This window comes from Paenibacillus sp. TC-CSREp1 (assembly GCF_050171015.1).
GTDB classification, from domain to species: Bacteria; Bacillota; Bacilli; order Paenibacillales; family Paenibacillaceae; genus Paenibacillus; species Paenibacillus silvae.
This window is the reverse complement of the sequence record NZ_JBNOKM010000002.1, coordinates 158,301-174,260: the sequence shown is the minus strand read 5'-3', so window position 1 is coordinate 174,260 and position 15,960 is coordinate 158,301. Positions and strand designations below refer to the sequence as shown.

The following is a 15,960-nucleotide window of genomic DNA, read 5'->3' as shown; positions in this document are numbered from 1 at the left end:
TTTTGTGTTTACCTGTTCTGCTGCAAATAGTCTGTAGCAGCGAATCCTTATGCAGTGTTGGCTTTTTGCCTGCGATAGGCATTGGGACTGGAGCCTGTGCAGGCTCTGAACTTTTTGTAAAACCAGTCAATATCGCGATAACCGACTTCGAGCGCAATTTCGTATATTCGCAGATTGGTGGTTAAGAGGAGGTGCTTCGCTTTTTTCATGCGCTCCTGCAGCATGTAATCATTAAAGGATACCTTTTCTTCTGTTTTGAACTTTTGCCCGAGATAGGCACAATTAAAATGCAGCATATCGGCAATGCGCTTCAGCGTAAGTTCTTCCTGCAGATGATCCCGTACATATGCTTTGACAACCCGGATGACATGGGTGGAATCCATCGTTTTGCCATTAAGCTGAATCGGGGGCTTGAACGCAGGGCGTTTTTGGGCTGGAGCAGGCACAAGTCTGTCCTGAAGCCCATGCAGACTATGCAGCAGTGCTTCCGGTTTAAAGGGGGCTGGCAAATAGTCATTCACCTGATAGGTCAGTGCTTTGCGTACCAGACTGAATTGATCTCTGCCACCCAGCAGCACGATCGGAATATCACTTATTTGTCGGATATGATGGCACAACCACAATCCCGCGGCATCGTAACGTTCTGTATGCACAACAACAACGTTAAAATCCTGTTTAGACAGTGCATCAAGGGCCTCGCTGGAATTGGAGACGTGATGTTTGATGACAAATGGAGATTTGTTGTCTTCCAGAAGTGATCCGAGAATTCGGACCAAGTGGTGGCTATAATCTACAAGTAAAATATGGTGCATGAAACATGACCTCACCTTCTTGTTATATTCCGATCAATGTTTAACTGAATTAAGGCTTAGTTTCATTATGTGAACAAAAGAAAGCGCATACAATGTGCATTTTTTTGCAGAGCGTGCATTTCTTTACCAATTGCAGAGGAAAAAGCTCGCTTCCTTCCTCAAATGAACCCGATCTATATTTTGACCGGGTAAATACCTGCATTTAAGCAGGTTGTTTGCGCTTACATTTGAACGATACACTGTGGGAGCACACGATAATCAGGGGGGAAGACAATGAAGAAAAACAAGTTTATGCTGCTTAGCCTGATCTTTGCCGCGCTGTTGCTCATTAACGCTTGCAGCTCTGCGCCTGCAGCTGAGCCTGCACCGGAAAAGCCGGCACCACAGGAGGAGCAAGCACCAGCGGAAACCGAACCAAAGAATGAAAATTCTACGCCCGAGATGGACTTCGACATGGGCGGCAGAACGATTAAAGTTGTAGCTTGGTGGAACATGGAGATTACAGACAACAACCCGGACAATATCAAACGTCTGGAAAATCTGGAAGCACTGAAAAAGAAGCATAACTTTAATATCGAATACATTTCAATCGACTTTGGTGAGTATCAAGAAAAGGTTGTAGCCTCCCTGATGGCAGGTGAGCCGCTGGGCGACTTTGTAAGACTGGGTAAAAGCTATGCTATTCCAGCATTGACCAAGCAGGATCTGTTGTGGCCAGTGGATGATTATATCAAGAACGATAAAGTATTTAATCAGAAAACGACGAAGGAATATATGCAGTATGAAGGCAAAGGTTATGGCTTCACAGAAGATCAGTCCTCGTTTATCAACGGCATTTTCTATAACCGTACACTGATGCAGGAGCTTGGCTTGAAGCCGCTTCAGGAATATGTCGATGCAGACGAATGGAACTGGGATACCTTCTTGAGCGTAGCAAAGCAAGCCAATAAAGACCGTAACAATGATGGCAAGCTGGATACATGGGGCCTCGCCCAAACGGGCCTGCTTGAGCCGATTTTATACTCCAACGAAGCTTCTCTGACCAAAGGTGATAAACAAAACCTCGATGATCCGAAAACAAAAGAAGCGCTCAATTTCTTGAACAAATTGGCTACAGAGAAAGTGGGCAGACCGACAGAGGGCGGCGACTGGACTGAACCGGCAACCTTCTTCCGTCAAGGCAACACGTTGATGTACTCTGGCGCGATGTATGAAATTGAAGGCATCAAAAATGATATGCCGGATTATGATATCGGTTTCCTGCCTTATCCGAAAGGACCGAGCGCTACGGCATATCACTCAGGTGAATCCCAATATCAAGCGATTACGATCCCTAAGGCTGTCGAAAATCCGGAGCAGCTGATGTATATCTGGGAAAAAATCAATGAGATTGATTCCATCTATGACTATCCGGAGCAATCCACGCTGGAAAGACATCTGACGGACGAAGCAGATATTAACAACGCCAGAGAAGTAGCAGCTGGCATGCTTGTTCTCGACCATAACACTTTCCCATCCCTTCCTTATTGGGATTTTGATGGAGAGCTGAAAGAAGGCGTGTCCGTATCCACACTGATTGAGAAATACAAGGCTCCTTTCCAGGCCGCAATTGATGAGGTATACAAATAAGCATTCCTAATTACGGGCAGAACGCACGGGCAGCAGGTGCGGTCTGCCCGGGTTAGTCAATCGTTCAATTGTCAATACGCTTACAGGAAAGGGGATACATTCGAACATGCGGTCACGTAAGAAAAAGGGACTGATTCTGGTACTTGTTCTGGCTTTGGTGTTCTCGATCATCGTGATCTATCCATCGCAGGATACAAGCCCCGGAACGGTACATGCACTTGAGGATTTTGAAGCTGTATCAGGCAGCAAGGATTCACGAAGCTATGAACATTATCGGGAAACGTATGCGAGCACTGCCAAACCGGCTGCAACCGTCCGGGTTGAAGGCGAAGCTTACACGCAGGCAGACAGCTCGGAGTTCGAAGTGGTGCAAGGTTATGCCGGTTTGCACGGCAGTGCGGTTATTACTCCTGAATCCGGAACCATTCGCTGGGATGTACCCGTACAAGTGAGTGGTTTATATCACGTTCGCATTCATTATTATCCTGTCGAAGGAAAGAGCTCGGGAATTGAACGCAAGCTGGAGCTGAACGGAGAGGTTCCCTTCCGGGAAGCGGAGGTGCTTCTCTTCGACAGGGTATGGGGAAATCGCGAAGATCACATCCGGCAGGATGATCGCGGCAACGATCTAAGACCGAGACAGGTGGAGCAGCCGGAATGGCAGCTTGCTTCGTTCAGAGACAGTGCCGGGTATTTCGAGGAACCATTTCAGTTTTATTTTGAAAAGGGCACCCAGCAATTATCATTAACCTCTCTAAGAGAAAGTATGGCGATTGATTACATTGAGTTATATCAGGAAGAGGCGGTTCCTTCGTATGCAGAGCTGAAGAAGAATTATGAATCGTCAGGCTTGAAACCAGCCAGCTCTGTGATGCTGAAGGTTCAAGGGGAAGAGGCTATCACCAAATCATCTCCTACCCTGGCACCTATATCGGATCGCTCCAGTCCTTCGCTTGAACCCTACGATGTCTCCAAAATCCGGATCAATGCCATTGGCGGCGTGAACTGGAAGCTGCCCGGGGAATGGGTCGAATGGGAGCTTGATGTACCTGAAGATGGACTGTATCAGATTGCGTTAAAAGTGAAGCAGGATCAGCTTCGCGGCATTTATGCCACGCGCAGCCTGACCATTGACGGCAAAACGCCGTTCGAGGAAATGAAGCGAATTCGCTTTAATTACAGCCCTTCCTGGCAGACAGAAGTGCTTGGAAATAGTGAAGATGAGCCTTATCTGTTTCATCTCAAGCAGGGCAAACATCGCTTGCGCCTGACGGTTACGCTAGGTGACATTGCTCCGCTGCTGCGAACCGTAGAATCCAGCGTACTCGAATTAAATGAGATGTATCGCAAAATTTTGATGATCACCTCCAACAAACCCGATCCGCTCCGGGACTACCAGCTGGAGAAACGTATTCCGGAGATGACTGAGGTATTTAACAGACAGGTGGAGGTTCTGAGCTCTGTTGCTGACTATTTGGAAAAGGCAACGGGCGAGCAGAGCGATAAAGTCGCTATTTTGCACGCGATGGTAGTACAGCTCAAAGATATGGCTGCAAGACCGGAGACGGTTCCTAAACGGCTGGATACGTTCAAAATTAACGTTGGCGGTCTCGGAACATGGATTCTGACTGTACGGGAGCAGCCGATTACGATGGATTATTTGATGGTTACTGCGCCTGGTCAAGAGCTGCCCAAGGCAGAAGCGTCTGCACTGCAGCAGGTGAAGCATGAACTTGGCGCTTATGTTGCATCGTATACCGAAGATTATGACAGCATCGGTAATGTGGAGAAGAAGAAGGATTCCATTACAGTATGGATCACTACAGGACGGGATCAGGCTCAGGTGCTGAAGGGTATGATCGATGATACGTTCACACCGGATACTGACGTTTCCGTGCAGCTCAGGCTTGTTCCGCCCAATATTCTGCTGCCTGCAACACTGGCTGGTGAAGGGCCTGACGTTGCGATGCAGATGGGTGAAGATATTCCGGTGAACTATGCGATGCGGAATGCAGCAGCTGATCTTAGTCAATTCCCGGATTATGAGGAGGTTGCAAGCCGTTTCCGTGCAAGCGGGTTAACGCCATATCAGTATAACGGCGGCGTGTACGCACTCCCAGAGCAGCAGCATTTCCCGATGCTGTTCTACCGTAAGGATATTCTGGATGAGCTTGGCCTGGAGCCGCCAAAAACGTGGCAGGATGTATACAATGCAATCGCCGTATTGCAAAAGCACAACATGGAATTTTATCTGCCGATCGAGGACACGACGAATAACGCCAATATGGTTCCAAATGCTACGTTTGCCATGCTCTTGTACCAGAATGACGGAACATTTTATACGGAGGATGGAAAGAAGAGTGCGCTTGATTCGGAAATTTCAATGGATGCGTTCAAACGCTGGACGCAGTTTTATACCAATTACAAATTTCCGCTCAAGGCGGACTTTCCTAACCGTTTCCGTACAGGCGAAATGCCCATCGGTATTGCGGATTATACAACGTACAACATGTTGACGGTGCTCGCTCCTGAAATACGGAATCTGTGGGACTTCACGATTGTGCCAGGTACGCAGCTTCCTGATGGCTCCATCCGACATGAAGTAGCGAGTGCAACGAGCGCGGTCATGATGCTCGAAAATGCGGCCAATAAAGAGGCGGCATGGAAGTTCATGAAATGGTGGACGGATGAGTCAACCCAGATCGAGTACGGACGTGAGATGGAAGGTCTGATGGGTGCAGCTGCTCGTTACCCTACGGCAAATATTGAAGCGTTAGAGCAGTTGCCATGGCCAGTGAAGGACTATCAGAACCTGGAGAAGCAGTGGGAGTGGGTGCAGGGTATTCCACAGCTGCCGGGGGGATATTTTACAGGCCGACACTTGGATAACGCCTTCCGTAAGGTTGTTAATGCCAATGAAAATCCGCGAGAAGCCTTGTCGGACTATGTGCTTTATATTGACGATGAGATCGAATTGAAACGCAAGGAATTCAATCTGAAATAAAGGAAAGGGAGGGTAACGGTTGCAAGCCAAAACATCCGAGACAGCCGCCGCTCCTGTCATGCATACTCGCCAGGTCGGCTGGTGGTCGCAATTAAGAAGGAATCTGTATCTCAGCAGGCACTATTACGTATTAATGGCACCGTTTATGCTGATCTTTTTCATGTTTACGGTGATTCCGGTCGGCATTTCACTGGGGCTTAGCTTTTTTCACTTTAACATGCTGGAATTTCCGCGATTTGTCGGTTGGCAAAATTATTCACGGTTATTTCTGAACGATGATGTATTTTTGATCGCGCTTAAAAACACACTGCTCTTTGCCGTGATTACGGGTCCAGTCAGTTACATCGCCTGTTTTTTGTTTGCATGGATCATCAACGAGCTTTCTCCGAAAGTTCGGGCAGTGATGACACTGGTTTTCTATGCACCCTCTATATCAGGCAACGTGTTTTTCATCTGGCTGATCATTTTCTCGGGCGACAGCTACGGTTACATGAACGGATTCCTGATGCGGCTCGGCATCGTGCTGGAGCCCATTCAATGGCTGGCCAACGAGAAGTATGTACTAGGCATCGTTATTCTCGTACAGCTCTGGCTCAGTCTTGGAACGAGCTTTCTCGCCTTTATTGCCGGTTTACAGACGATTGACCGCTCACTGGTGGAAGCAGGAACGGTGGACGGAATCAAAAATCGCTGGCAGGAGCTATGGTACATTACGCTGCCATCCATGAGACCACAGCTGATGTTTGGTGCAGTCATGCAGATTACAGCCTCGTTCGCTGTAGCCGAAATCTCGATAGCGCTTGCCGGATTCCCGAGTGTTAACTATGCGGCGCATACCGTAGTTACGCATCTGATGGATTATGGCACGATTCGTTTCGAAATGGGGTACGCCTCCGCGATCGCGACTGTTCTGTTTGCTCTCATGCTCGGCACCAACGTGCTCACGCAAAAAATGCTTAGAAAGATAGGTGAATGACGATGACCAGCAAAGTTCGTGCCATCTTCGGCATGCCGAAGAGACTCAATCGGTCATTTGCCGTCAGTTTCATGTTGTTTGCGCTGCTGGCTGTGTTTGGGTCATTTATGGTGCTTCCTTTGATTTATGCCGTAAATAATGCCTTCAAGCCGTTGGATGAACTATTTATATTTCCGCCGCGCTTCTGGGTGAATAATCCAACCACCGAAAATTTCGCTGATTTGATTAACCTGATGGGCAATTCATGGGTACCGTTATCCCGTTATATCGCCAACACATTGCTCATCACACTGGTGGGCACGGCCGGACATATTCTGCTTGCTTCGGCAGCAGCTTATCCGCTTGCCAAGTACCGTTTTCCAGGGTCCAAAATATTGTTTACCATTGTGATCCTGTCCCTGATGTTCTCGCCGCATGTTACGGCAATTCCAAACTACATGGTCATGTCCTGGCTTGGCTGGATCAACACACACGCATCCATCATTGTGCCTTCACTGGCATTTTCGCTCGGTCTGTTTCTGATGAAACAGTTCATGGAGCAGATTCCCGATGCATTGCTGGAGGCGGCGAAAATTGATGGGGCGAATGAATACCGGATATTCTGGAGCATTGTGATGCCTAACGTAAAGCCGGCATGGCTTACATTGATGATTTTGCAATTCCCTGCACTGTGGGGAACGGACGGCGGCAGCTTTATCTACAGCGAAAATCTGAAAACACTGCATTATGCACTCAGCCAGATCGTTCAGGGGGGGATTGCACGGGCAGGTGTCGGTGCTGCGGTAGCTCTGCTGCTGATGATCGTTCCGATCACCCTATTCATTATCTCTCAGAGCAGTGTCATGCAGACCATGGCGACTTCTGGCATGAAAGAATAGAAAGGAGGCAGCAAATTGCAGCGTTACACGCCAAAAAGCAAATGGAAACAACGAAAATGGGTCATCATGAGCATGGTCTGCCTCCTGCTGTTCAGTTCAGCAGCATTACCTGCGAGCGCAGACGGTGAAGCCGATGCGTACCATTATTCATTCTATGGGGATGCTGTTCCTGCTCCGGCCGCATATGAAGCAACCATGATTATTACTGGCAAGAAGCTGAATATCAGCGCGTTCAAGGAACCGACTGATATGCATGTTACCAAGGATGAGCGTGTTTATGTGCTGGATTCAGGCAATGGCCGCATCGTAGAGCTGGATCGGAATTTCAAGCTTGTACGGACCATTGATTCGTTTATAAACGAAGGCAAGAAAGATCAGTTTAAAAATCCTCAAGGTTTGTTTGTTACAGATAAAGGAGATATCCTCGTTGCCGATTCGGATAATCACCGGGTTGTTCATTTGGATGATAAAGGAGAACTCGTCAAAATTGTGGCTGAACCGAAATCGGATTTGTTAAAAGAAGATTTTCAATTCAAGCCGATTCGGATCGTGATGGATAAAGGGGATCGCATCTATGTGATGGCCGAAGGGGTATTTGACGGCTTCATGGAGTTCAGTGCAGATGGTGTATTTTCCTCCTTCATCGGGGCTAACCGGGTTCAGGTTGATCCTGTGGAATATTTGTGGAAACGACTCGCAACCCGCGAGCAGCGCAGTCAGATGGTCATGTTCACACCGACCGAATTCACCAATCTGGATATGGACGAAGAGGGCTTCATCTATGCAACCAGCGGGGATCGTGGTAAAGATCCGATCAAAAAGCTGAATGCGCAGGGAACGGACATTTTGCGGAGAGAAGGGTATTCAGCACCTCAAGGCGATCTGCGATACATGAACGAAAGCGGGCCATCACGCCTGATTGATGTGGATGTAGGAGACAGCGATATGTACTCCGTGCTGGATTCAAACAAAGGCCGGATATTCACCTATAACGGTGACGGATATTTACTTCATATCTTTGGCGGAATCGGCAACCGGATAGGCCTGTTCAATACTCCTGTCGCATTGGAGAGGGCAGGTGACCGCATGCTTGTACTGGATAAAGCACTAGGTGAGATTACCGTGTTCCAGACAACCGAATACGGACGCACCTTGCATGATGCGGTACGCAGTTATTACAACGGCGAAGAAGATAAGTCCTCGCAGCTCTTTGCCAAGGCGGCCGAGATGAATGCCAATCTGGAATATGCCTATGCGGGTATCGGCAAGGCGCTGCTTCGCCAAAAGCAGTATGCCGAGTCAGCCGAATACTTCAAACAAAGCATGGAGCGCAAAGGGTACTCCAAAGCGTTCCTGCTGTACAGGAAAGAACTGATGCGCGAGCATTTTTCATGGGTGATGTCCGGTATATTCCTGGCTGTAGCTGCGTTCGTCACCGTTGTTATCGTTCGCAGACAGAGAAGGAGGACAACGAATGCAGGCATCAAGTAAACAATTGTACCAGTACCCGCTCCATCTGATTTTCCATCCCTTCGACGGTTATTGGGAATTGAAATACGAACGGAATCAAAGAACGACATTGCTAATCTCGTTTATGATTATGGCTTTGCTCGTAATCACCAAAATTTTGCAGGCGCAGTACAGCGGATTTTTGATTAATTTCAACAATCCCAAATATCTGAACAGCCTGCTTGAAACGGTATATGTGATCGTGCCTATCCTGTTCTGGTGTGTAGCCAACTGGTCATTAACGACATTGATGGACGGGGAAGGCAAGTTCTCTGAAATATTTATGTCCACCTGTTTTGCGCTGGTGCCGATGTTCCTGGTGCATTTTCCATGGATTTGGCTGAGTCTTGCAATTTCTGCACAGGAGACGGCATTTTATTATTTCTCTAACGCGATAGCCGTGTGCTGGACGGTCTATCTCCTGTTTGTGGGCAACATGACCGTGCATCAATATACACCAGCCAAAACGATTCTGACGATGCTGCTCACCCTTGTGGCTATGGCATTTATGGCATTTCTATGCTTGTTGTTCTTCAGTCTTATACAGCAGATCGTATCCTTTGTATACACCATCTATCAGGAATTAGTGCTTCGGGGCTAGGAAGGAGGAAATCACGATGAAATACGCCGCAGCCAAAAAAATTACCGGAATCCTGCTGATCAGCAGCTTGCTTCTTAGTGGTTGTCAATTCTCGCCGTCACCAGCTGCTCGCGAGACGGCAGCAGATGTTAGTCAAGTAGAGACTCCTTCCCTGCCTCCCGGAGAAAAGCTGAAATCTGCGTTTAGCGATGCCCGCATACCTGGCATGATAGGTATTGCCCGTAATGACGCCTTACAGCTGTTGATTAACGAAGAGACCGCCGAAATTGCAGTAATTCATAACCAGAGCGGACAGATCTGGCGCAGTAATCCGGCAGATCGTGAGCAGGACGGCATTGCCGCCGGGATTAACAAGGATCTTCTGTCGGCTCAATCAAGGCTCAGTTTTTTCAATAGCTCAGGACAGAGCAGTATGGTCAACTCCTATACAGACAGTACGCGGCATAAGCAGGTGAGTTATGAAGCATTGCCGAACGGGGTGCGGGTTCACTATCAGTTTGGCAGCACCGAACGTTCCATTGAGGATTTGCCTGTAAAGATCAGCAAGGAACGCTTCGAACAAAATCTGCTGGCAAAGCTCGACAAGTCCGGGGAACGTGCCCTGAAGGTCGGGTATGCCGAGGACAAGGATGAAGGGGTGTATGTCCGAATCGATAAGGCGATGCAGGGACTGCAGCTGACTCGTGCCTTGAAGGCTTTTGAAGACGCCGGATACACAGAAGAAGACCTGGCCCAAGACAATGCAGAGCATGGCATCGAACATGAACGAAGCGGGCCGCGTTTGTTTATGCTAACGATCGAGTATGAACTCGATGGGGAGCAAATGCTCGTTCGTGTACCTGCATCCGGTATCCATTTCCCGGAAGAGTATCCGATCAACACCTTGTCGGTGCTTGAATATTTCGGAGCCGGAGGCTCCAAGGATGAAGGTGCAATTCTTGTTCCCGACGGCTCGGGAGCACTCATTCATTTTAACAATGGCAAATTGCAGTACCCTTCCTATCAGCAGGACATTTATGGTCCGGATCTGACGATGAAGCTGCGGGAAGCAAGCTCGAATGAAAGCAAGGCCAGATTGCCGGTCTTTGGAATGATTCGGCCAGAGGGGGCTTTCCTCGGCATCATCGAAGAAGGCGATGCGGTAGCTATGGTAAATGCGGATATCAGCGGCAAGCTCAATAGCTACAATAACGTGTATCCCAGCTTTTATGTCGTAAACAAAAGTGATATTACCCTGCAGTCGAGTGACATGGTTCGTACGCTGCCGAAGTTCCAGAATAAACCGACCTCCTCCGACTTTGTTGTTCGATACGCATTTGTTGGAGCAGAGCAGGCTTCCTACTCAGGGCTGGCTTCACTGTACAGGGAGCATTTGCTTTCAACAGGAGGACTGCCGGAGATGCAAGCTGATCAAAAGCCTGCAGGTGTGCCGTTTTACCTCAAGCTGTTCGGCGGCATGTCCACCAGACAGCATATGCTAGGTATCCCGTATAATTCCACGGAGGCACTGACTACGTTTGAAGAGGGTCAAACGATACTTTCGAAGCTGATGGAGAAAAATGTGTCCAACATTCAGGTCCGCTATGCCGGATGGTTCAATGACGGTCTGCACCACCGTCTGCCGGATTCCATCAAGGTAGATAGTGTGATTGGCGGGAAAAAGGGAATGAAGGCATTCAGCGAATATACGAGTGGCGCAGGCATCGGCTTTTATCCGGATATGGCTATGCTGAATGTGCAGTCCAAAAAAGGATTCAGTCCATCGAAAGAGGCATCCCGGACTTTAACGCAGGAACCTGCGATTTTGTATCCGATGGACCTGGCTTTACAGCGCCGAGCCAAGGATTTATCCGCATCCTATGTGCTTTCTCCGAATGAGATTAATGAAGTAACGACAGATATGCTGAAGGACCTGAAGCCGCTGCAAGCGGGCGGCATTTCGCTTAAAGATATGGCTGAACAATTAAATAGCGACATGAATCCGAAAAAACTGCTGGATCGCACACAGGCATTGGATACGGTTCGTAAAGCTTTGGATCAGATCAGGCAGCAGGCTGGCTCCATCGTAGCCGAGGGCGGGAACGGTTATGCTCTGCCTTATGTTACAGGGCTTACGGATGCTCCCATGACAAGCAGCAGGTTCAAGCTGGAGGATGAAGAAATACCGTTCTTCCAACTGGTTGTGCATGGAAATATCAGCTATACGGGTTCTCCGTACAATCTGTCCACGTATACCGATGCAAGACAATATGTCCTGAAGCTGATTGAATACGGCGCGAGTCCTTACTTCGCCTGGTTTAATGCACCTAACCATGTTGTGAAAGAGACGGATTTCAACAATCTCTATGCTGCGAATTATGAGCAGTGGATTGATCTGGCCGCTGATATTTACAAGGAAGTGAGCCAAGTCAATCTGCCATTTACAGGGCAGTCGATGATCGCTCATGAAGCTGTTGCCGAAGGTGTATACCGAACAACCTACGAAGGCGGAGGCTATGTGATTGTGAATTATAATGATTTCTCTGTTGAAGCAGAAAATCACAAGATTGATGCCCTAAGCTATGTGACGGGTGGTGGGCAGCGATGAAGACACTCATGAAATTGAAATGGGGAAATCGTACGTATGCCCAGCAGAAAGCCATGTGGGGCGTAATCTATGTACTGCCGTGGCTCATCGGCTTTGTCTTATTTTTCTTTGTTCCGCTGCTCGCTTCGCTGCGATACAGCATGAGCAAGATTCAGGCGAATGCAGATGGAATTGCTATTCAATTCACGGGATTCACCAATTATATTCAGGCTCTTACCGTGAACACCAGCTTTAACCGGGCGCTCATTGAATCCATAACCGATGTACTCGTCAATGTGCCGTTGATCGTCATCTTCAGCTTGTTCCTTGCGGTGATCCTGAATCAAAAGTTCAGAGGACGCGCCGTGGCCCGATCAATCTTTTTCCTGCCTGTTATTCTGGCCTCCGGCGTTATTATGTCGCTGGAGAGTACCAGCCTGATTGATGCGGTTAATCAGAGCAATTCAGGGGGAAGTACGTTCGGAACGTTGGAACTGGAAGGTCTGATGCTTAATGCAGGCGTAAGTGAATGGGTTGTCACCTATTTGAGCGGTGCAGTGGATCGAATCTACCAGATTGTCAGTCAATCGGGTGTACAGATACTGATCTTCCTCGCCGGTATCCAGACGATCTCGCCTCAGCTGTATGAAGCATCCAAGATGGAAGGTGCGACAGGGTATGAAGCATTCTGGAAAATAACATTCCCGATGGTGAGTCCGCTTATTTTTGTCAATGCGATCTACACGATTATTGATTCATTTGCTAATAACGCGATGACGGAGCTGATCCGTGATACAGGATTCGTCAAATTCGATTTTGGTCTTAGCTCCGCCATGGCCTGGGTCTATTTCGCAGCCATTGCCATCATTCTTGTCGTTGTATCTATCATTTTCTCGAAACGAGTCTTCTATCAAGATTAGAAAGGAGGACATTCCGCGTGACGACATCACGATTATTATCACTTGAGCATTGGAAAAGCTGGCTGTGGTCTGTCATCCGCTTCGTTCTGATTACCGGACTTTCCTTTGTTATTCTGTTTCCGATTTTTCAGAAAATCTCGACAGCGATCAAAGCTAAAGGGGATCTGTATTCGGCCGTAGTCGTATGGATTCCCCAAAATTTCTCCATCGATAATTTCAAACAGGCCATTCGTGTTATGGATTACTGGGCAACACTGTTCAATACGTTTGCGCTCTCGGCAACAACAACGCTGTTGACAACTGCTTCGTGCGCACTTGCAGGTTACGGCTTCGCAAGATTGAAATTCAAGGGCAGCAACTGGCTCTTTGCCGGTGTCATTCTGACGATTCTTGTACCGCCAACGACCATTCTCATTCCGGTGTACCTGAATCTGAAGAGCTTCGATCTCATGGGGCTGATGACGCTGATTGCAGGCAAGCCTGTGAATCTGCTCAATACGTACTGGCCGTTTATTCTGACGGCAATTACGGCGAATTCGCTCAAGGCAGGTCTGTATATCTTTATTTTCCGGCAGTTCTTCAGAGGTATTCCGAAAGAGGTAGAGGAAGCTGCTTACGTGGATGGAGCAGGTATTGGGCGTACCTTCTCTCGAATCATGCTTCCTAATGCGATTCCTTCCATGGTCACCGTGATGCTGTTTTCCTTCGTGTGGCAATGGAACGACAGCTTCTATACGACAACGTACCTGACCTCCAGCAAAGTCATGTCTACACAGTTATCGTCGCTGCCGTACAATCTGGCGCAACAGGTTACGGACGGTGCTGCTTCCCAGGCTGACCCGTTCTATCTGAGCATGATTCAGGATACAGGTATTTTGCTTGCGATCCTGCCGTTAATTATCATTTATTTATTCGTGCAGCGGTATTTTGTCGAGAGCGTAGAACGTACAGGTATCGTGGGATAACAAGAGCAGCTTGAAGGACAGACCGATGATACACAATACACCAGGGAAAGGGGGGATATCGTGATAACTCCCGTGATAAACAGTCACTCGCATTGGATATGGGATGGCTTGAGGGAGCGAGCGCCAACGAGATTGCTGTAGCTTGTTGAAACGATGCCTTTCGGCCGCTTCCTATCGCAGTAATGTAAACCAATTTAATCAAACAGGAGGAATAGAAGTGAAAAAGATGTTGATGTCCTGCAAGCTTTTACTCGTTTTGGCATTACTGATTACGATTGCTCCATGGGGAGGAAACCGGGCGGATGCCTGGGTAGGCATGCCTATGGGAAAACTGCATGTCAGCGGTAAACATCTGGTGAACAGCAACAATCAACCGGTGCTTTTGAATGGATGGCATCAGCCTTCCGGTGCATACTGGACGTATCAAGACAGCAATTATTATCTGAATCTTCATGGAAACAACCGCCACGCAGCAACACTTGCCTATCTGAAAGATATTACAGACACCTTCGCAGATACCAGCCCGAAATATGGCAGCAATCATGGCTGGAAGATGAATCAGGTACGTCTCTTTATTGATCGTCAGGACATGGGGGATGTGGCGGCAGGTACATACAACTTTGCCGGCGTGCAGACTGTAACACAGAACGTGATCATTCCGTATATTCAGTACGCCAAAACCAAAGGCGTATATGTAGTTCTGGGACTGGACTTCACCTTGAAGGATGATCAGGCGACAACAGCAGCGAATTTGCAAAAATTCAATCAAATCTGGGGTTATCTTGCCTCCCGTCCGGAGATTAAAAGTGCAGACAACGTTCACTTCGAGCTGATCAACGAGCCGGTGAAGTCGTATGCTAATGGACATTGGGGCGGTTATAACGGGGAAAATGATTTCGTGGACCACTGGAATGACCTGCGTAACTTCCAGAATTCCATGATCTCAACCATTCGTAATCAGGGAGCAGACAACGTCATCTGGGCAGCTGGTCTGGGTTACAATCAGTTCTACAGTCTGACAGCAAGTCACCCGCTTACGGACCCGCTGAACAACTACGGTTATGCTGTTCACTGGTATCCGGGGTACGGAGCGTATGACAACTTTAACATTTTGCAAGATCAGTGGAATACCAATGTTAAGGCAGCAGCTGATAAATATCCAATTAACATTACAGAAGTAACCTGGTTCAAAAACAAACCAGGAGATTCGGCATACTGGAACCTGTTCAACGGAAGTAACGAAGGTTTCGGTACGAATACGAAAACGATCTTCAACGCAGCAGGCAATGTCAGCATCGCAGCTCATATGAACGGTTTCATTCTGGAGCCGGGTCCACGCAGTTCTTTCGCTGATCCTACAGCAGGACTGAAATGGGATGGAGATGCATCACGCAGTGCGATGGGACGATTCCTGTTCAACTGGTATAATGAACGTTCCCAGAATTATGGAAGCGGTGGTAATCCAACGAATCCAGGTACCGGTCTGGTGTCTGGTGCAACCTACAAAATTGTAGCACGCCACTCGAACAAGGTTATTGATGTTCCTGGCGGTCAAAATGTGAATAACCTTCAGCTCCAGCAGTGGAGTGATCTGGGGGGGAATCCTCAGAAGTGGGTGCTCACTTCAATCGGAAACGGTAACTATACTTTGACAAGTGTCAATTCCCCGGATAAGGTGATTGATATTCGCAACGGCACAACGACAAACGGGGAAGCCGTGCAGTTAATGGTCAATCTGAATACCACTGCACAGCATTTCAAAGTCAATGATCTTGGCAATGGCTACTATAGTATTATTAACGTCAACAGCAACAAAGCGATTGAAGTTGCAAACGCATCCACGGCGGATGGAGCGGTTCTGCAGCAAAACACGTACACAGGTGCTACGAATCAACAATGGAAATTTGTTGCCGTGAGCAATTAATACGATAATCAGCTTTTCTGTCACATGTTAAATAACCTTCTCAAGTCCATGAGTGACTTGGGAGGGTTATTTTTTTTGTTTATATATTTCAAATAACCCGTTAGAAAGATTTACAAGGGTACTATAACTGCTATACTTAGCCAAGCAACACAGTGCAGCACAGTACAAATCAGATT

Annotated in this window: 11 protein-coding genes; 10 read left to right on the top strand and 1 reads right to left on the bottom strand. The window is 47.9% G+C overall.

What is annotated here, in order from left to right; translation table 11 throughout:
• Positions 1-47 precede the first annotated feature (47 nt).
• The gene (locus ACQSGY_RS03385; RefSeq protein WP_427050663.1) at positions 48-812 is read right to left on the bottom strand and encodes a helix-turn-helix domain-containing protein; all 765 of its coding nucleotides are present in this window, start codon (positions 810-812) and stop codon (positions 48-50) included.
• Between the two features lie 273 nt (positions 813-1,085).
• Here ACQSGY_RS03385 and ACQSGY_RS03380 point away from each other — a divergent pair, with 273 nt between their 5' ends.
• The 10 genes from ACQSGY_RS03380 (at position 1,086) to ACQSGY_RS03335 (ending at position 15,784) form a co-directional block, all read left to right on the top strand.
• Positions 1,086-2,441, top strand: coding sequence for an extracellular solute-binding protein (locus ACQSGY_RS03380; protein ID WP_216513918.1), 1,356 nt, complete (start codon positions 1,086-1,088; stop codon positions 2,439-2,441).
• Positions 2,442-2,547: 106 nt separating this feature from the next.
• Positions 2,548-5,445: an extracellular solute-binding protein gene (locus ACQSGY_RS03375; RefSeq protein WP_427050662.1), complete on the top strand. Its 2,898-nt coding sequence runs from the start codon at positions 2,548-2,550 to the stop codon at positions 5,443-5,445.
• A gap of 58 nt (positions 5,446-5,503) precedes the next feature.
• Positions 5,504-6,421, top strand: coding sequence for a carbohydrate ABC transporter permease (locus ACQSGY_RS03370; RefSeq protein ID WP_229729797.1), 918 nt, complete (start codon positions 5,504-5,506; stop codon positions 6,419-6,421).
• Positions 6,418-7,299 (top strand): carbohydrate ABC transporter permease, encoded by an 882-nt coding sequence (locus ACQSGY_RS03365; protein WP_373288443.1) that lies wholly within the window; start codon positions 6,418-6,420, stop codon positions 7,297-7,299. Before ACQSGY_RS03370 ends, ACQSGY_RS03365 begins: the two co-directional genes overlap by 4 nt.
• Before the next feature lie 66 nt (positions 7,300-7,365).
• Entirely contained in the window at positions 7,366-8,790 is a 1,425-nt protein-coding gene (locus ACQSGY_RS03360; protein WP_427050854.1) for a hypothetical protein, read from the top strand.
• Complete coding sequence (locus tag ACQSGY_RS03355) at positions 8,774-9,409, top strand: YIP1 family protein (protein ID WP_427050661.1); 636 nt, start codon at positions 8,774-8,776, stop codon at positions 9,407-9,409. Before ACQSGY_RS03360 ends, ACQSGY_RS03355 begins: the two co-directional genes overlap by 17 nt.
• A gap of 16 nt (positions 9,410-9,425) precedes the next feature.
• Positions 9,426-11,996, top strand: coding sequence for a DUF5696 domain-containing protein (locus ACQSGY_RS03350; RefSeq protein WP_427050660.1), 2,571 nt, complete (start codon positions 9,426-9,428; stop codon positions 11,994-11,996).
• A complete protein-coding gene (locus ACQSGY_RS03345) occupies positions 11,993-12,895 on the top strand; it encodes a carbohydrate ABC transporter permease (protein WP_427050659.1) in 903 nt (300 codons plus the stop codon). The genes ACQSGY_RS03350 and ACQSGY_RS03345 overlap by 4 nt, the downstream gene beginning before the upstream one ends.
• A 17-nt stretch (positions 12,896-12,912) precedes the next feature.
• Positions 12,913-13,860, top strand: coding sequence for a carbohydrate ABC transporter permease (locus ACQSGY_RS03340; RefSeq protein ID WP_111268821.1), 948 nt, complete (start codon positions 12,913-12,915; stop codon positions 13,858-13,860).
• Positions 13,861-14,086: 226 nt separating this feature from the next.
• The gene (locus tag ACQSGY_RS03335) at positions 14,087-15,784 is read left to right on the top strand and encodes an RICIN domain-containing protein (RefSeq protein WP_427050853.1); all 1,698 of its coding nucleotides are present in this window, start codon (positions 14,087-14,089) and stop codon (positions 15,782-15,784) included.
• Positions 15,785-15,960 lie beyond the last annotated feature (176 nt).